The sequence below is a fragment of the Acinetobacter guillouiae genome, from assembly GCF_002370525.2.
Lineage (GTDB): Bacteria > Pseudomonadota > Gammaproteobacteria > Pseudomonadales > Moraxellaceae > Acinetobacter > Acinetobacter guillouiae.
In genome coordinates this window covers 324,993-342,243 of the sequence record NZ_AP014630.1, presented here as the reverse complement: position 1 = coordinate 342,243, position 17,251 = coordinate 324,993, and the positions used below count along the sequence as shown (strand labels likewise).

The 17,251-nt window shown below is 38.5% G+C and carries 16 protein-coding genes; 9 read left to right on the top strand and 7 right to left on the bottom strand.

Annotated features, from left to right (window positions below; genetic code table 11):
- Window positions 1–431 precede the first annotated feature (431 nt).
- The 4 genes from recN to AS4_RS01565 all read left to right on the top strand — a co-directional run bounded on the left by recN (window position 432) and on the right by AS4_RS01565 (window position 4,131).
- Window positions 432–2,093 (top strand): DNA repair protein RecN, encoded by a 1,662-nt coding sequence (gene recN, locus AS4_RS01580; protein WP_096732744.1) that lies wholly within the window; start codon window positions 432–434, stop codon window positions 2,091–2,093.
- A 319-nt stretch (window positions 2,094–2,412) separates the two neighbouring features.
- Window positions 2,413–2,967 carry a YqgE/AlgH family protein gene (locus AS4_RS01575; protein WP_004718361.1) on the top strand — a complete coding sequence of 185 codons (555 nt, stop codon included), beginning with the start codon at window positions 2,413–2,415 and terminating at the stop codon, window positions 2,965–2,967.
- Window positions 2,960–3,403, top strand: a complete 444-nt coding sequence (gene ruvX / locus AS4_RS01570; RefSeq protein ID WP_004818593.1) for a Holliday junction resolvase RuvX — start codon at window positions 2,960–2,962, stop codon at window positions 3,401–3,403. Before AS4_RS01575 ends, ruvX begins: the two co-directional genes overlap by 8 nt.
- 14 nt (window positions 3,404–3,417) lie before the next feature.
- Entirely contained in the window at window positions 3,418–4,131 is a 714-nt protein-coding gene (locus AS4_RS01565; RefSeq protein ID WP_096732742.1) for an SDR family NAD(P)-dependent oxidoreductase, read from the top strand.
- 54 nt (window positions 4,132–4,185) lie between these two features.
- On the opposite strand, the gene AS4_RS01560 is transcribed toward AS4_RS01565, so the two are convergent.
- From AS4_RS01560 to AS4_RS01550, 3 genes are read right to left on the bottom strand one after another with little or no spacing between them, the layout of a single operon-like run.
- The gene (locus tag AS4_RS01560) at window positions 4,186–5,196 is read right to left on the bottom strand and encodes an HlyD family secretion protein (RefSeq protein WP_096732740.1); all 1,011 of its coding nucleotides are present in this window, start codon (window positions 5,194–5,196) and stop codon (window positions 4,186–4,188) included.
- Window positions 5,197–5,247: 51 nt separating this feature from the next.
- Complete coding sequence (locus tag AS4_RS01555) at window positions 5,248–5,454, bottom strand: DUF1656 domain-containing protein (protein WP_004818586.1); 207 nt, start codon at window positions 5,452–5,454, stop codon at window positions 5,248–5,250.
- Window positions 5,455–5,456: 2 nt separating this feature from the next.
- Window positions 5,457–7,541 carry an FUSC family protein gene (locus tag AS4_RS01550; protein WP_096732738.1) on the bottom strand — a complete coding sequence of 695 codons (2,085 nt, stop codon included), beginning with the start codon at window positions 7,539–7,541 and terminating at the stop codon, window positions 5,457–5,459.
- A gap of 545 nt (window positions 7,542–8,086) precedes the next feature.
- Between AS4_RS01550 and AS4_RS01545 the strand changes: the two genes are divergently transcribed.
- Window positions 8,087–8,875, top strand: coding sequence for an IclR family transcriptional regulator (locus AS4_RS01545; RefSeq protein ID WP_004818582.1), 789 nt, complete (start codon window positions 8,087–8,089; stop codon window positions 8,873–8,875).
- Window positions 8,876–9,188: 313 nt separating this feature from the next.
- The gene (locus tag AS4_RS01540) at window positions 9,189–9,890 is read left to right on the top strand and encodes an NAD(P)H-dependent oxidoreductase (protein WP_096732736.1); all 702 of its coding nucleotides are present in this window, start codon (window positions 9,189–9,191) and stop codon (window positions 9,888–9,890) included.
- Here the strand turns inward: AS4_RS01540 and AS4_RS01535 are convergent.
- Entirely contained in the window at window positions 9,875–10,498 is a 624-nt protein-coding gene (locus tag AS4_RS01535) for an alpha-ketoglutarate-dependent dioxygenase AlkB family protein (protein WP_004718376.1), read from the bottom strand. The genes AS4_RS01540 and AS4_RS01535 overlap by 16 nt on opposite strands.
- Window positions 10,499–10,789: 291 nt before the next feature.
- Between AS4_RS01535 and AS4_RS01530 the strand changes: the two genes are divergently transcribed.
- On the top strand, window positions 10,790–12,592 hold the full coding sequence (locus AS4_RS01530) for an ABC transporter ATP-binding protein (protein WP_096732734.1): 1,803 nt from the start codon (window positions 10,790–10,792) through the stop codon (window positions 12,590–12,592).
- A 202-nt stretch (window positions 12,593–12,794) separates the two neighbouring features.
- Here the strand turns inward: AS4_RS01530 and AS4_RS01525 are convergent, their stop codons facing one another.
- From AS4_RS01525 to AS4_RS01515, 3 genes are read right to left on the bottom strand one after another with little or no spacing between them, the layout of a single operon-like run.
- A complete protein-coding gene (locus AS4_RS01525) occupies window positions 12,795–13,046 on the bottom strand; it encodes a DUF6587 family protein (RefSeq protein WP_004718378.1) in 252 nt (83 codons plus the stop codon).
- A gap of 29 nt (window positions 13,047–13,075) precedes the next feature.
- On the bottom strand, window positions 13,076–14,938 hold the full coding sequence (gene feoB, locus AS4_RS01520) for a ferrous iron transport protein B (protein ID WP_096732732.1): 1,863 nt from the start codon (window positions 14,936–14,938) through the stop codon (window positions 13,076–13,078).
- Window positions 14,935–15,204, bottom strand: coding sequence for a FeoA family protein (locus AS4_RS01515; protein ID WP_004718380.1), 270 nt, complete (start codon window positions 15,202–15,204; stop codon window positions 14,935–14,937). Before AS4_RS01515 ends, feoB begins: the two co-directional genes overlap by 4 nt.
- 168 nt (window positions 15,205–15,372) lie before the next feature.
- Between AS4_RS01515 and xerD the strand changes: the two genes are divergently transcribed.
- Together xerD and AS4_RS01505 are read left to right on the top strand one after the other, a co-directional pair.
- A complete protein-coding gene (xerD, locus tag AS4_RS01510) occupies window positions 15,373–16,290 on the top strand; it encodes a site-specific tyrosine recombinase XerD (RefSeq protein WP_096732730.1) in 918 nt (305 codons plus the stop codon).
- A gap of 122 nt (window positions 16,291–16,412) precedes the next feature.
- Entirely contained in the window at window positions 16,413–17,225 is an 813-nt protein-coding gene (locus tag AS4_RS01505; protein ID WP_004818569.1) for a thioredoxin fold domain-containing protein, read from the top strand.
- The last annotated feature ends 26 nt before the right edge of the window (window positions 17,226–17,251 follow it).

Genomic DNA, 17,251 nt, shown 5'->3' with positions numbered 1-17,251 from the left:
ATTTCTATTTTTAGTCTGTTTTATCAATCCGCTTAGATTAAAGCTTAAGCTTCTCTAACAATAAAGACCCAAAACCACAATACTTGTCACCAAGAATACCAATCCTGTGGATGATCAATTTATTTCCTACTTAGACTGAAGAAATGTCTTGTTTCAATATTGGCTGATAAAAGATGCAGATCAATAGATTCAAATGCCTATTGAATAAATCAGTCATAAAAATATAGATACCTGCTTCATTTTTTATTTAATTCAATAAGATTTATCTATTTTGATGTTTTTACTGGCAACTTAAGCAAAGGAAATTACATTTTCATATTAAAATTATTTAGAATGCTTAAAATTACTTCGTATTAGAATACGTTCTGACTTGTGACCACAACAAAACTTCACTATCTTAGAACTTCACCGTTCGCAGCTTGGATGCGTTTATGCTGACACACTTAAATCTGATCAATTTTGCTTTAGCTGATAACCTTGCTATTGATATCGAGCAAGGGTTCAACGTGCTTACAGGTGAAACAGGTGCGGGTAAATCATTATTATTAGATGCGTTGTCAGCCTGTTTAGGTGAGCGTACCGATACCAATTATGTGCGTTATGGTGCTGAAAAAGCCGACATTACCGCCGTTTTTAGCTACCAAGCACAAAGTCCAGAAGCAAATTGGCTCAACACCCATGAATTAGATGATGAATCTGGTGAAATTCATTTAAGACGGGTGATCTTTGCAACAGGACGCAGCAAAGCATGGATCAATGGTCGTCCCAGCAGCCTCGCTGAATTAAAAGAACTTGGCCGCCTTTTGGTGCAACTATACAGCCAACATAGCCAACAACAACTGCTTGAACCGCCCTACCCGAAGCATTGGTTAGATCGTTATAGTAATTTTTATCAGCCTGCTCAAGACGTGCGGGATGCGTATAGCACTTGGCAAAAAAATATTCGTACACATCAAGCAGCAATTGATGCACAAGCCAACCGTCTGCAACGTATTGATACTTTAAAATTACAACTTGAAGAACTCGAAGATGTCATTCGTATTGACTATAAAGAAATCGAACAAGAATTTGATCGTTTAAGTCACCATGAACACATCATGCAAGACTGTGGCTATAGCTTAAATGTTCTTGATGAATCTGAACAAAATATTACTCAAGAAATTTCTTCAATTATTCGACGTTTAGAATCGCATGCTGGACGAAGTGAACTGCTGTCTGAAATTTACAACTCATTGATCAACGCACAAAGTGAAATTGACGATGCAACGGCAAATTTACGTCAGTTTATAGACCGTCAAAGTTTTGATCCTGAACGTATGGATGAGTTAAATACACAACTCGAAGTCTTTCATCGCTTGGCACGTAAGTACCGTATTCAGCCCGATGAACTCAAACAGCAATATGAAACATGGCAAAATGAGTTAGAGCAACTACATCAACTTGAAGATCCTGAAACCCTCGCTGAGCAAGTTGAACAATCTCATCAAGTGTTTGTCGAGAAAGCACAACATTTAGATCAGATTCGTCGTGATGCTGCTGAACCTTTAGCCAAACAACTGACTGAGCAAGTCAAACAACTGGCGCTACCAGAAGCACATTTTGAATTTAGATTTGAACCGCTGGAACAAGTTTCTGCTGAAGGTTTAAGCTTTATTCAATTACTCTTTACGGCCAATAAAGGTATTCCACCTCAACCACTGGCACGTGTTGCTTCTGGTGGTGAGCTGTCACGGATTGCACTGGTCATGCAAGTGATGAATGCCGAAAAAACTGAAGCAGAAGTTTTAGTGTTTGATGAGATTGATGTCGGAATCAGTGGTGGTACCGCTGAAATTGTCGGGCGCTTATTGGCAGGCTTAGGCCAACACGTTCAAATTTTATGTATTACTCACCAAGCTCAGGTCGCGGCCCAGTCCGATCAACACCTATTGGTGAAAAAACTGCAGACAGATCCTGCAAGTAGTACCATCGTTGCACTAGAAGAAGAGCAACTTATTTTAGAATTGGCTCGTATGACAGGCGGTATTGAAATTGGTGAAACCACCTTGCAACATGCAAAACAATTAAGACAATTGAAATTTCAGCCGTCTTAATACTTCAATCTAGTGTATAAAAAGAATACACCTATAAAAAAAACCAGTCAGCACGCGACTGGTTTTTTATTCCTATTTTGGAATATAAGCGCTTTCATCTATTCACTCGCCCTATTGCATCGCTTTTATAAAGATGCACATTTTTATTTGGACACCATTTTGTTTATATTTTAAACATATTAATGAAAAACTTAGGCTGTTTTTGCTGGCTTTTAAAATATTCACAACCTATTGATATTAATTGTGCTATTTATATAGGTATAGATTTTATTTAAACAATTAAAAATATTTAAGCGGATTGAAAAGGAGTTGCATATCGGTGCCAAAACAATATCTTTCTCATCGCTGCTTGATTGCACCACCTGATCTTGCTGATGATTTCTTTGCCAATACGGTAATCTATCTTGCCCGTCATGATGAAGATGGTGCGCAAGGTATTATTATCAATCGACCTTCAGGTATTCAAGTCAAAGAACTTTTGAATGACTTAGAAATTGAAGCTGATAATGTGCATCCACATGAAGTCTTACAAGGTGGTCCATTACGCCCAGAAGCGGGTTTTGTCATTCATACAGGACAACCAACCTGGCACTCTTCGATTGCCGTGGGTGAAAATCTGTGTATTACCACCAGCAAAGATATTTTAGATGCGATTGCACACAATGAAGGTGTAGGTCGTTATCAAATTGCATTGGGCTATGCCAGCTGGACTAAAAATCAACTTGAAGATGAAATTACTCGTGGCGATTGGTTGATTTGTGATTCAGATATGGATTTGGTGTTTAATTTGCCTTATACCGACCGTTGGGATGCAGCTTATCGTAAAATAGGGATTGATCGTACTTGGTTATCTTCTGAGATTGGACATGCCTGATTTAAATTCCCCACAACTGATTATTGCATTTGATTTTGGTACACAAAAAACGGGAATGGCTGTAGGCTCCTCCATCATTGAAAGTGCAACACCGCTTGCACTTTTCCCAATGAAAGATGGTATCCCAAATTGGGATGAACTGCTTAAGATCATCAAACAGCATCAACCGAATTTATTTCTGGTTGGCTTACCATTAAATATGGATGATTCCGAGTCAGAATTATCCACACGCGCACGCAAATTTGCACGGCGTTTACGTCATCAAACCAATATTGAAACCCTGATGGTCGATGAGCGCTTAACCACACGTGAAGCACGAGATGAACTCGATCATTACCACGCGCAAGGGCGAGCAAAGAAATTAGCAGCGGATAGTATTGCAGCTGCTTTATTTATTGAAAGTTGGTATCGAAACCCTGAAGGAATTACCCCTTAAACTGAGCATTAAAAATGTCAAAAACCTATGTCATCTATGGTGTAAGCAAAGGCTTGGGGCAAGCTATTTTACACGCAGTACCTCAAACACAAGATCTGGTTTATGGTATTTCACGTTCTCAGCCACAGTGCGATCTTGCTCATTTCAAATGGATCCCTGCTGATTTATCAAAACCTGAGCACGCTCGGGATGTAGTTAAAAATCAAATTCAAAATCAGCCTATAGATTATCTGATTTACAATGTCGGGATCTGGGAAACAAAAGCCTTTCAAGCAGATTATGACTTTGAACAATGTACTGACATTGAAATATCAAATTTAATTCATACCAATATTCAATCCTGTATTTTGGCAATTCAATCCTTGATTGAGAATCTTAGATTGTCTCCAAATGCAAAAATTATCTTGATTGGTTCAACGTGGGGACTAGATAACCATAACGGCAAAGAAGTGGTCTTTTCAGCCAGCAAATTTGCCCTTAGAGGCATTGTCCACGCTCTCCGAGAAAGCTTGCGTAAAGACCAGATTGGAGTGAGTATATTAAATTTAGGCTACTTAGCCACTGAATTTGATCTGAATACATCTGTAGATGAAGTTTTACAACACAGTGGTCATGAGTTAATTCCCTTACAGGATGTTATTCTTGCCATCAAATTTATCTTATCCACCAGTCAAGCCAGCTGTGTTAAAGAAATTAATATGCCCGCGATGGCAGACCTAAATCTATAAAAAAAACCCATTTTTCAATGGGCTTTAAGATCGAAGTTTAATGATGGATACTGGTTATTTTTTTGCTTGTTCCAAAATATGTACTGTCACGGTGCGCCCTGCGACAAAGGCCAATGAATCATGGGGCACTTCATCTAAAATAATTTTCACAGGTACCCGTTGAGCCAAACGTACCCAGCTGAATGTTGGATTTACATTGGCCAATAAGCCTGACGAAGTGGTCCGTTCACGATCCTCAATCCCAGACGCAATCCCTTGAACATGGCCTTTATATTTCAAAGAATCACCCATGAGTTGTACTGTTGCAGGATCACCTAGATGTATTTTATTGAGTTTGGTTTCTTCAAAATATCCCACAACATAGAGCTGTTTACGATCAAGTAAAGCGGCAACAGCTTGCCCAACTTTGACATAATTCCCTGCGCGCAAATCAAAATTTGATAATGTTCCATCTGCAGGTGCAATCACTTCTGAACGTTGCATATTCAATTGAGCCAAGTGCACACTACTGGTTGCTGCTTCAATCAAGGCTTTTTGTTGTTTGATATTGGCTTCTGCTTGTTGTACCGCAGCTTGCAATTGCTTATGCTCTGCATGGGACTGATCTCGTGTAGCAAACATTTGATCTTGTTCTTGTTTAGAGATCGCACCATTCATCAGGTCTGCATATCGGCGTGCATTTTTATCTGCAAGATTGATATTGGCTTTTGACTTCACAATATTGGCTTTTGCCTCAGCAAGCCCCGCTTCTGCTTCAGCCAGTCCTGACTGGGCTTTTGCAAGATCTGATTTTGCTTGTTCCACGTCTAAAGTTTGGCGTGCTAAATCAATTTTAAAAAGCACCTGCCCTTTTTTCACTGTTTGGTTATCTTGAACCATCACCTCTGTGACTAAACCAGCAATATCAGAAGACACTTGAATAACATCACCACGGACACGCCCATCACGTGTCCAAGGTTCTGCATTGTAGTAATTCCAGATATGTAGCGCACAAAATATCGCAATAATCACCACGATACCCAATGATATCGGCCGGATTGCCTTACGTATGTCAAACGTATTCATTTCAATTTTCCAATCATTAAACTTAAAAATAAATCAGCTCTATTGCAGCGGCTAAGTCGTCATCTGAATAAATACCCAATGAATCGACCATAATAAAATCAAATAGATACAAATATTAAAAATTCCAGGTAATGCAATCCATTCTTTTTCAACCAAGCGATCTGTACCAATGCACACCACTTTCCAGATGATGAATGCCAGAATTGCTTGAATTAAAAATATTGGGACATAAACACCATAAATGTTGAGCTCACCCATATTTATGCTCCCACTAGAACAGTTGAAGGTTGCGCATCAACCAGATGAATATGACAAATACTATTGCGAATATTATTCACAGAAATTTCTATACGCTGTCGGATATCTTGATCACCTACCGCTTGCGCATCTTGTAAGACTTGATCAAATTGCTGAATCAATGCTTGTCGTAAGTTATCATCAGGCTGAGTTACTGCTTTTTCGTTTAGCCACTGGTTAAGTAAGCGTTGTAATTTAACAATTGCACTGGTCGTCGTAGATTCAGGCGACAATTTTTGGACCAGCTCCTGCAAACGAGTTAAATCAATTGCGGCACTCGACTCAATCAAAGCATTATTAATTTCGATTTTGAGTTGTTCTGACTGAATCAATTTGGTATTTAACACGCCAATACGATCAAGCATACTGCGTAAATGAATTCTAAAGCCCGTTCCATAAGACATCGCAATACTTTCCCGCATGGCTTTATAGTGTAAAGCCAACATCCGTTTTACTGTCATTTCAGGGGACATTGAACGTACCATTTGCATAATACAAACCGTGATAATCGGCCCAATCACGGTTGCAATCGAAGCATCAAAAAAGGTGATCTGATCCATCAAATAACGGTTTTGCAGATTTAACCCCATAATCGTACTCATAATCAGCGGTAAACCCAGTGCATGCAAAGGTGGATGTAAATACAACATCACACAGAACATAATAAAGGGGGCCAATACAACGGCTAACTCCCAAAATGCGGTGATATGCGGAAAAATCCCATATGCATAAATAAAAACCAAAATAGCGGCATAAATACTGGAGCGGATAAATATTTTTAGTGCAGGTACAGGGTCATCTAAAAAGGTCAAAATACATGCTGTAATTGCGGCCATTTCTGCCACCATAAAGCCCATTTTCCAGCCACTTAAAATCCAAAATGCACAGGCAATGTTGGTGGTTAAAAATGCCGATATCCCGCCACGAACCGCAACGCCATAATCACGATGCAAACTGGGATAGGTTGTGGTTAAAGGTACAATGGACTCAGGTAAACTATGATTACCTTGCTGCATGCATTGCCAAATAAACTTCACTGCACGAACATTTTGAATAAAATGGCGAATATCCATTTTTAGACTGCCTAAAATTACCTGTTGTTTAGCAGTTGCATGCTCAGCAATGGTTTGAAATTCTTGGTCAAAATGCTCAGGTAAGTGCTTAAGCTCATCTTCAAGAATGGCAGTTTCAGCTTCTAAAAAGTCATCAATCTTTTGGTGAAATTCAAGCAGATACGGACGATAATTTAAATCAATTTGATCAAGTTGCTTGATTCGTTCTGACATCGCGACCAAATTAGCCACTAACATCGTCACTTGATGTAGCAACTCTTGGAGTGGTTTGGTCATGCCTTTAAATTTTGAAGTTTCATAACTTAAATGCACAGCCATACTATGAATATCTGTCGTATCACGCGTGATATTGGTCAAGAGCTGAGTATAATTGTCTGTATGTGCAGGATCAGACAAAATTGAGTCAAAAGCCTGTTTGGTGTCTTGCATGGTTTTAGTGACACGGAGTTCGACCACAGGCCCAATATGCATAGGAAATATAGTGGCAGAGACCACAGCACTACACACCACACCCAACGAGATTTCTAAGAAACGCCCCACAGCCATGTCGAAAATAGACACCGTCTCGATATAATAAATCGAGTTAAAACAAATAATCACTGCGGTATAACCCGCTAACATCACCACATAACTGCGTGGTGATCGGTCGATTAAAGACAGATATAGACAGATCCCCACCCAAGTTGCCAGTACAAAGGTAAATAACCAAGGGGTATTAACCAAATGAGGCATCACTGCAATAGCAAAAATTGCTCCGATCAAGGTTCCTAAAATTCGATAGATACTTTTTGATGCCATCATGCCCGAATAAGGATTGGCAATCACAAAGACTGTACCAATCGCCCAAATCGGGTAGCTCAGGTTGAGTTCAAATGCGATATAGAGAGCCAACATTCCTGCAATGAAAGTTTTGCTCGCAAAAATCCAATCGAGTTTATTGGGTCTAAAAGCCAATAAGGGTTTGATTAGTAACATGCAAACAACTCACTATAAATTCAATTTCATTGATTTTCTCTGTCATCTCTAGCTCTGTAAGATCTAGGAAGCTGATATTCACCACTTTTATAAGGGCTTGTTGTACACATCACATTTTCTTTTCTTATAGACCAAAAAACCGCACCGCTTAGTCAAATAAACAGTGTGGTTTAAAAAAAGATGTGAATAGAAGAACAAATTTAGGCATTTGCTCAAATACAACGATTGAGTAGAGAAGGACTCAATTTATGATAAAAATTTATACTTCTAGAAAAGTATAAATTCACCATTGGATATTCATATCAGCAATAATCTCAAAAAAAACACAAATAATCAATAAAAATATCTCATTTTGATAATACAACTAAATATAATTTACTTTGGTGTGCAAATGTAGTACTTTTTCTCAAAATAACTACTAAAGTTAAAAATGTAGAATCATTTGCATTTACAATGCAAATTCCACTGTTTTTTCTTGAACAATTTGTTATAAAGTAACATTCATTATTATTTTTTTTGATTCTCACTAATTGAGTAGGTCATCAATGGCACTTTCCAGTTTTGGCAAAATTCTCACCGTATTGGATTTATTTTCGGTGTCTCGCCCAGTAATTAATGTCGATGTGATTTGTGAAGAGCTTGGTTTATCTAAACCGACCAGCTATCGCTATTTAAAAGAATTAGTTTCGGCTGATATTTTGCAACGCTTAAATGGAACTTCAGGCGATTACACCCTTGGTCCTAAAATTGCTGTGATGGACTATATTTCTAGAACCACCGATCCATTGGTTCAAATCAGCAAACCATTTATGCAAGAAATTTCAGAACGTACAGAGCTTTGCTGTTTACTGACACATTTAAATGATGACTATTGTATTGATGTTCATCATGAGGTGTATCGTGATGAAACTTTACTTTCTTATGGTCGTGGTTGCCCTCGTCCCGTATTTATGGGCTCTTCACCTAAAGTGATCATGGCGCATTTATCTAAACAGAAAATTCATGAATATTACCTTCGCTTTGCAACACAATTAACTGAAGTTGGTTTTGCTGAAAATGAAGAAACCTTTGTTAATAAAATGAAAAAAATTAAAAAACAAGGTTATTATTTTTCACAAGGCGAACTTGATCCAAATGTTTCTGGCTTATCTATCCCAGTGAAGTTTTCAAGTAAAGAAGCGCCTTTAGCATTGACCGTACTTGCTTCAAAAAATCGTTTTGAATACGTCAACACCCCAAAATTGATTGAGACCTTGCAAGAGTCTGCTGCACAGATTGAAAAACGCTATCAAGCACTCTCTGCCAATGACCAATTATCTGAATTTCACCCATAAACGCAATCATCTTGATAATTTAACATTTTGTAATGTTTTTATCTCTTGATAATGTTTTTATATTCTCATAATATGATTATGTTCTTCAGTAATCCATGATTTTTTGGACATTGTTTTTGCGAAGACAATTCCTCCTCAGAGTAAGGAAGCCTATGTGTTTAAACATAGGCTTTTTTATGTGTAATTTTTTTATCCATTGAGTTTACTTTTAAGCCATTAAAAAAATAATTAGAGTAATTGGCGAATCATTTTCATTGAGGAATAATCTAAACCAGCCAATAACAATGATGCATAATTTTAATTAAGGAATGTTATGAATATTCTCATCGTCCATGCACACCCCGAACCCCTTTCATTTACAACTGCGATGAAAGATCATGCTGTTGAGGTCTTGGAAAAATTAGGACATCAAGTTGAGGTTTCAGACTTGTATGCCATGAATTTTAATCCAATCGCATCACGAGAGGATTTCTCAGAACTGAGTCATCCTGAATATATGAATTATGCTTTGGAACAGCGCCATGCTTGTAAAAATAAGCAGATTGCCGAAGATATTCAGATTGAAATTGAAAAAGTACAAAAAGCAGATTTAGTGATTTTAAGTTTCCCCATGTATTGGACATCTGTACCTGCCATCTTAAAAGGCTGGATTGATCGCGTATTCGTTTCGGGTATTTTCTATGGTGGTAAACGTTTTTATAACCACGGCGGCATGGTGGGGAAAAAAGCCTTGTTAAGCTTTACCTTGGGTGGCCGTGAACATATGTTTGGTGATCATGCGATTCATGGTTCAATTGAAGACTTATTACTGCCGATTCAACGTGGAACTTTAGCTTATGCAGGCTTTGACGTGTTGCCACCATTTACCGCTTACCATGTCCCTTATATTTCTAATGAAGCACGGGAACAGATCCTGCTTGATTATCAGCAATATTTACATCACTTAGAAAATTTACCTGCATTAGACTTTCCTAAACTTGAACAATTTGATGACAAGCTTTATCCACTTGGATAAAAGTAACGAAAGGTCAAATTTACACGAGGCGCTAAAATTCGTGTAGATTTGGCGAGGGTATGTTTCCAATAACGTTGGGTCTGCCCTTGCATCACAATCAACTGACCACTGTGTAAAAGTAAATCTACTTTTTTAGCTTTCCACTTGTGCTTAAAACTGAATTTTCGAGTAGCACCTAGACTCAATGAAGCAATCACCACATTGTGGTTGGGCGCTTCCAATGATGGCTCATCATCACTATGCCAACCCACGCCTTGTGAGCCATTTTCATATAAATTTGCCAAACAGGAATTATAAGTTTGCCCTGTGAGTTGCTCGATATGCTGTTTGAGTCGATATAAAGCAGGATTCCAGATATGGGCTTGTTTTGCCATACCTGAATAATGATATTGGTAATCATCATCGCCATACCACACCACTTTACGCTCAGTTTTATAATATTGGCCATGCAAATAAACTTCATCATGTTGCCAAGCCAAATGCTGTAGAAAATAGTTTAAATATTTTTGACTTTGTTCATGATCCAAAATTAAGCCAAAGTCTTTTACTACCCCATCATAAGGTAGTAAATTATCTTGTGCTTCAGGTTCAAATAAATCTAAATTCATGGTCTAAAATGAGCTGCTGGTTAATCCAACAATGAATCAATATTTAATATGAAACAAGTCATTTTTGATCAAAATTAAACAACTTTAATATGAAGAATAACAGGTCATATCATGGATAAATATACAAATTAATTCAGCAAGTTGAAGAATTTAAATAGGATTTTGATCGTGAAGATTTGAACTAGTGTAAGACATTATTAAAATCTTTCACAATTCAAAACATAGCAATCACTTGTAGCAAAGTTTATTCAGCTTTAGACTAAAACCAAGCTGATAAAAAGCAAAAAACCTATGAATTTATGGCAATTATTTCAAAAATTACGCCCCTTTGTACGCCCCTACCGCTGGCTTGTCATTGTCACCTTAGTGTTAACGTTGATTGGCTCACTCACTGCTCAGGTCAATGCCCTCACACTTAAATATGCTGTAGATAGCATCAACCAACTGATCCAAGCAGGACAAGGCCTAGCGGACGGATGGCACATTATCATTACCATTACTGTAGTTTTATTGGTCAAAGAAGTCATCAACGCAATTGTTCAATTTGGACAAAAATCATTTGGTGAAAAACTCAGAATTTTAATTTCACAAGACTTATCTCAAGGCATTATCGAAAAGTTTATTACCTATCGATTGGCTTTTTTCGATCAGAAAAATAATCAAGCAGGAAAATTACAAACCCGTATCGACCGTGGAGTTAGCTCGCTCACCCGACTGGTACAAATCTTTTTTATTGATATTTTACCGTTATTTACCAGTGCAATTATTGCTTTAGCTTTAATGTATTATGCCAATTTTTGGGTGGGTGTTGTTGCGACAATCATTGTGCCAATTTACTTTTGGCTGACCTTTAAACAATCACAAAAACTTTCCGGCAAACGCCGAGCCTTGCGCGATAACATGGAAAAGAAAAATCAAGGTATTTTGAGTATTATTAACTCAATTACAGTGATTAAATCTTTTAATAAAGAAGCTGTTGAATCCACCAAGCAACTGAATTTACAAAAGTCACTGACTGAAAACCAGATGCAGACTCGACAAACCAGCTATATTTTTGATGGTTTAAAAACCTTTATTGAACAAGTCGGTGTAGTGCTGATCATTATTTTAACTGCTTATTTTGTTTTAGATGGACAAATGAGCATAGGCATGATCATGTACCATGTATTGTTATTCAATAACGTGTCTGCGCCTATTCGCTCTTTGCACCGTATTTATGATGAAATTAACTCAGCAATGATCTATTCAGAAAGCTTCTTTGGCATCTTAGAAGCAGATCATGAAATCGAAGCCAGTGGTTTAATGAAACCTCAAATTCATGGCAAATTTGAATTGGAAAATGTTGATTTTATCTACCCGAATGGTCATCAAGCCTTACATCGGATTAACATGACTATTCAACCCAATAAAATCACAGCCTTAGTCGGCTTATCAGGTGCGGGAAAATCAACCTTAATCAGCCTATTGGATAAATTTTATGCCCCGAACTCAGGCTGTATCAAACTCGATGGAATTGATCTAGAGCAACTCGATACACACTATTTAAGAGAACATATAGGCTTAGTATTGCAAAAGAATCATATTTTCCAAGGCTCAATTTTAGAAAACATTCGTTATGGTAAACCCCATGCAAGTAATGAAGAAGTCATCGCAGCTGCCAAAAAAGCCTCGATTCATGAGCAGATTTTAAAATTACCCCATGCCTATGAAGCAGATGCCTTGCTGTTATCTGGCGGACAACAACAGCGTATAGCACTTGCTCGAATGTTCCTTAAAAACCCACCAATTATCTTTTTAGACGAGCCCACAGCGAGTTTAGATGCCATCGCTTCAGAGCAAATCAAACAAAGTTTAGATGAGATTAAACAAGGTCGAACTGTGATTATGATCTCACACAGCCTTTCACAAATTATTGATGCCGATTACACCTATGTGATGAAAGAAGGACAAATCGTTGAGCATGGTGAACATCATGATCTTTATCATCAAGATGGTGCTTATAAGGAAATTTTTGATGCGATGGCTAAAAGCTTAAATATCGAAAAAATTGCACGAACTTTTGAAGATGATGGCGAGGAAGAAACCCATAGCTAAAGTCTAGTTGGTGCTTTGTATCAATCTAACAGAAGCTCATACTGATTAAATTGCTTTTTGCAGCATTGGATCATTCAAGATATGTCTATCAGGTAGCGATATAAATTATCTTTTACGAACTGCTATTCCTACATACAAATAAAAAGCCACTCTATGTTCTAGAATGGCTTTTTTCTTTTTAGAGTAATAATTTAGAGGCTAATCATTTCCATTTTACTGCTTGGACTTCAACTTTTTTAGGATTGTCCGTTTCAGCACTACTGCAACCACAACCGCCACCGCATCCACTCACCATCGCAGGCTGAATCCATTTGGCTAAACGATTCCAACCTTGCGACTGACAAAATTGAGCCAGTTTAGAAAACACCGAATACGCTGACTTTGGGAAGACTTTCTTAAATACAAAAATTGCACTCCAAATCACCAATACCGCAATAATCAATAATTCAATCATCTCTAGCTCCTTTGCTTCAAGATTCTGGCTTATAGACCAAAATAACCTGACGCAATTTGATAAGTGAGGAAAGCCATTAAATAAGCCAAACCAAATAAATAGACCGTCATACCTGCAACAGTTTTCCAAGAACCTGTTTCACGTTTTACCGTAGCCAATGTCGCTAAACAATGCGGTGCATAGATAAACCACACCAACAACGATAAACCTGTTGCAACTGACCAGCTTAAATCACCCTGACTGATCAGATGTGATAAACCTTGAGCGACTGCATCATCATCCGCTGCAGATAAAGCATAAACCGTACCCAATGCTGCAACCACAACTTCACGTGCTGCCATCGCTGGAATTAAAGCAATACAGATTTGCCAATTAAATCCAAGCGGTTCAAAGATTGGGTGCATCACATGCCCCAGCATCCCGGCAAAAGAGTAGTCAATATCTGGTAAAGTTGCACCCTCTGGCGGTTGAGGGAATGTACATAGGAACCATAACAAAATCGATAAAGCGAAGATAATGCCACCGACACGCTTTAAGAAGATCTTGGCACGATCCAACAAACCAATCCATACACTTTTTATATCTGGGATACGGTAGCTTGGTAATTCCATCAATAAAGCATGTTGTGATTTATCTTTCTGGAAAAACTTCAGCACGGTCGCAACAATGAGCGCACTCACAATTCCCGCCATGTATAAACCGAAGAGCACTAAACCTTGTAGATTAAGGAAACCCCAAACCATTTTCGCTGGAATAAATGCAGCAATCAGCAAGGCATACACTGGCAAACGCGCTGAACATGTCATCAACGGTGCAACCAGTATCGTCACCAAACGATCTCGTGGATCACTAATACTTCGAGTCGCCATGATCCCAGGTACCGCACAGGCAAAACTGGATAACAGTGGGATAAATGCCCGACCACTTAAGCCTGCTTTAAACATCAATTTATCGAGTAGAAACGCCGCACGCGGTAGATAGCCTGACTCTTCTAAAACCAAAATAAAGAAGAACAGAATCAGAATCTGTGGCAAGAACACCACTACACTACCTGCACCTGCAATGATCCCATCGACCACTAAGCTGTGAAGTAGTGGTTGGGTAATAAACTGCCCAATCCAGCCACCAAACCAGCCAAAAAATTCTTCAATACCATCCATAAATGGCGCTGCCCAAGCGAATACTGCTTGGAAAACAATAAACATCATCAGCGCAAGGCTAAGAAGTCCTAAAACGGGGTGTAAAAAAATCTTATCGAGAAAATCAGTACGTTTGTCTTCATGATCTAAAAAAATCACCACATCTTTTAAGATTTGGTCAATTTTTTCATGATTGGAACCTGAAAGCTTAACATCACTCAGTTCTGCACTTGGTGTGTGGAATTTTTCATTTTCCAAAGCACCCATCAAGTTTTCAATCCCTGCATTACGCACAGCAACCGTTTCCACCACGGGAATACCTAAACGCTGTGATAATTTTTGGGTATTGATCTGCATCCCACGACGACGCGCTTCATCCATCATGTTTAATACAAGCAGAATCGGTTTGCCTTGTTCAATAACTTCAAGCACAAGTCCCAAATGTAATTTTAAGTTGGTTGCATCCACCACACATAAAAATGCCTGTTGATCTTGTTCGCCGGCAATTTTCCCCAAAACCACATCACGGGTAATGGCTTCATCAGGACTGGCTGCATCGAGGCTATACGTTCCAGGCAAATCCAGAACACGCACCGCACGACCAGAAGGTAAATTAAATGTACCCACCTTACGTTCAACAGTCACCCCAGCATAGTTGGCAACTTTTTGACGCGTACCGGTTAAATGGTTGAAAAGTGAAGTTTTACCGCAGTTAGGATTTCCCACTAAAGCAATACGTAAAGTTTCGCTCATGCGGAAGCTCCTTCTAATGCCTGATGTATTTCAATTTTTTCGGCTTCGATCTTGCGTAACGCAAATCGAGTAAAACCAATTTGAATGAGAATAGGATCACCACCAAAAACACCTTTTGTGATCACTTGTACACGTGTGCCAGGCACAAAACCTAGAGTTTCTAAACGACTCGCCACTAAATCTGGCTGATTGACATTATCTTGCGAGGTGCGATTGACCTTTGCGATAATGGCAGTTTGCTTTACTTTCAAGTCTGACAAACGCACAGCAATTAACCCTAAAATTTACACGATAGACAGACTATTATACATACAAATGAGAATAATTACCAAGTAAGGTTTGATTACAATTCTCATTCAAATACGATATTCGACTTATGTTTTCTTTTAGTCTACATTCCATTAACAAATAAGTTTTAAACACCACCAAAGCCCATGCTAAATAAGAAACCACGCATTCCTGCTGCTGTTGCCATTCCTGAAAATCTAGGCTTTTTACAGGGATTCCGTGACTATTTAATTGCACAAACGGTCAGTCCGCATACAAGAAACGCCTATTTATCGGACTTAATTCAATGTAGTGAATGTGTAAATTCTTACCTTCCGAATTGGACACATGAAGACATCTCAGATGTGCTTATTCAACTCACCAAACAAGGCAAAAGCCCTCGGTCAATTGCCCGTTCACTTTCTGCTTTACGTTCATTTTTTAAGTTTTTACGTGAACAAAAGATTCGTTTAGATAATCCTGTCGCAATCCATAAAACCCCAAAACTCGGACGAGCATTGCCTAAAGATTTATCGGAGCAGGACGTTGAAGCACTGATCCAAGCACCAGACGTCACAACAGCATTAGGTTTGCGTGATCGCGCCATGTTTGAAGTGCTTTATGCTTGTGGTTTACGTGTTTCAGAGCTTCTCAATTTAAGATTAGATTTGATCAATTTAAAACAAGGTTATTTAAGAATCACAGGTAAAGGCAATAAAGAACGTTTGGTGCCTTTGGGGGGAATGGCATGTGAATGGGTGGAAAAATATTTAACTGAATCTCGCCCACAACTGTATAAATCCGCTACCGATTATCTATTTCTAACCCAACATGGTGGCATCATGAGTCGTCAAAACTTTTGGTATGCCATCAAGCGTTATGCCTTACAAGCTGGAATTCAAGCTGAGCTATCACCACATACCTTACGCCATGCTTTTGCAACGCATCTTTTAAATCATGGCGCTGACTTACGGGTGGTGCAAATGCTTTTGGGGCATAGTGATTTATCGACCACACAAATTTATACCCATGTCGCACAAATCCGTATGCAACAGCTGCATGAAAAATATCATCCACGCGCTTAATCACTGAGCATGGCGTGTATATCGGCAATTTACATCCCTTAATCAAGTTTTAAAGTACACTATTAAAAATTTTGTTATGCTAATTCCCTCAAATCATGCTGAAGAAACATAAAGAGTTATTTATGCAATTGAATCGTTCAAAATTGATGTTGGCTTGTCTTATTGCAAGCACGATGGCAGTGAGTGCTTGTTCAAAGAATCCAGACTCAAAAAAAGATGACACTTTAACTGCGACAGCACCTGCAACAGGTGAGGCATCGAATTTAACTGAGCGTGATGCAAAACAACGTCTAATCCAAACATTACAAGCCAATTTCAAAAAGGCTGGTGTTAAAGCCAAAATTTTAGATGCTAAACCGACTGAAATGCCCAATCTTTATTGGATCAGTATGGAAGGCATGAGCTCAGTCTATGCAACATCTGATGGTAAATTCCTGATCCAAGGCGATGTGATCCGTTTAGGTGGCGATAAACTCAGTAGCATTGGTGACAAAATACAAGCTGCAGAAAACAAGAAATATCTTGCTGAGTTAAATATTAAGGACCTGTTGGTTTATCCTGCGCAAGGCAAGGTTAAACATGTCATCTATGTATTTACTGATGCAAGCTGTCCTTATTGCCATAAACTTCATGAACATATCAGTGAAATCACGGCTAAAGGTATTGAAATACGTTATATCGCATGGCCACGTGGCGAACAATTTATACCGACGATGGAAAGTATCTGGTGTAGTGCAGACCGTAGTGCTGCATTTAATCAAGCCATTGCCGGTACTGCGCTTCCACCAGCAAGCTGTAAAAATCCAGTTCGTGACCTATATGCTTTAGGTCTAAAAATGGGTGTAAATGGTACCCCTGCGATCTACAATGCAGAGGGTGAATATCTGGGCGGTTATATGACTGCTGACGAAATTGAAAGCCGTTTAAATAAATAATTTTTATCAGTAAATTTACTATTATT

Coding starts and splice junctions, on each gene's coding strand:
- recN (WP_096732744.1), top strand. CDS start 432: ATGCTGACACACTTAAATCTGATCAATTTTGCTTTAGCTGATAACCTT.
- ruvX (WP_004818593.1), top strand. CDS start 2,960: ATGCCTGATTTAAATTCCCCACAACTGATTATTGCATTTGATTTTGGT.
- AS4_RS01565 (WP_096732742.1), top strand. CDS start 3,418: ATGTCAAAAACCTATGTCATCTATGGTGTAAGCAAAGGCTTGGGGCAA.
- AS4_RS01560 (WP_096732740.1), bottom strand. CDS start 5,196: ATGAATACGTTTGACATACGTAAGGCAATCCGGCCGATATCATTGGGT.
- AS4_RS01555 (WP_004818586.1), bottom strand. CDS start 5,454: ATGGGTGAGCTCAACATTTATGGTGTTTATGTCCCAATATTTTTAATT.
- AS4_RS01550 (WP_096732738.1), bottom strand. CDS start 7,541: ATGTTACTAATCAAACCCTTATTGGCTTTTAGACCCAATAAACTCGAT.
- AS4_RS01545 (WP_004818582.1), top strand. CDS start 8,087: ATGGCACTTTCCAGTTTTGGCAAAATTCTCACCGTATTGGATTTATTT.
- AS4_RS01540 (WP_096732736.1), top strand. CDS start 9,189: ATGAATATTCTCATCGTCCATGCACACCCCGAACCCCTTTCATTTACA.
- AS4_RS01535 (WP_004718376.1), bottom strand. CDS start 10,498: ATGAATTTAGATTTATTTGAACCTGAAGCACAAGATAATTTACTACCT.
- AS4_RS01530 (WP_096732734.1), top strand. CDS start 10,790: ATGAATTTATGGCAATTATTTCAAAAATTACGCCCCTTTGTACGCCCC.
- AS4_RS01525 (WP_004718378.1), bottom strand. CDS start 13,046: ATGATTGAATTATTGATTATTGCGGTATTGGTGATTTGGAGTGCAATT.
- feoB (WP_096732732.1), bottom strand. CDS start 14,938: ATGAGCGAAACTTTACGTATTGCTTTAGTGGGAAATCCTAACTGCGGT.
- xerD (WP_096732730.1), top strand. CDS start 15,373: ATGCTAAATAAGAAACCACGCATTCCTGCTGCTGTTGCCATTCCTGAA.
- AS4_RS01505 (WP_004818569.1), top strand. CDS start 16,413: ATGCAATTGAATCGTTCAAAATTGATGTTGGCTTGTCTTATTGCAAGC.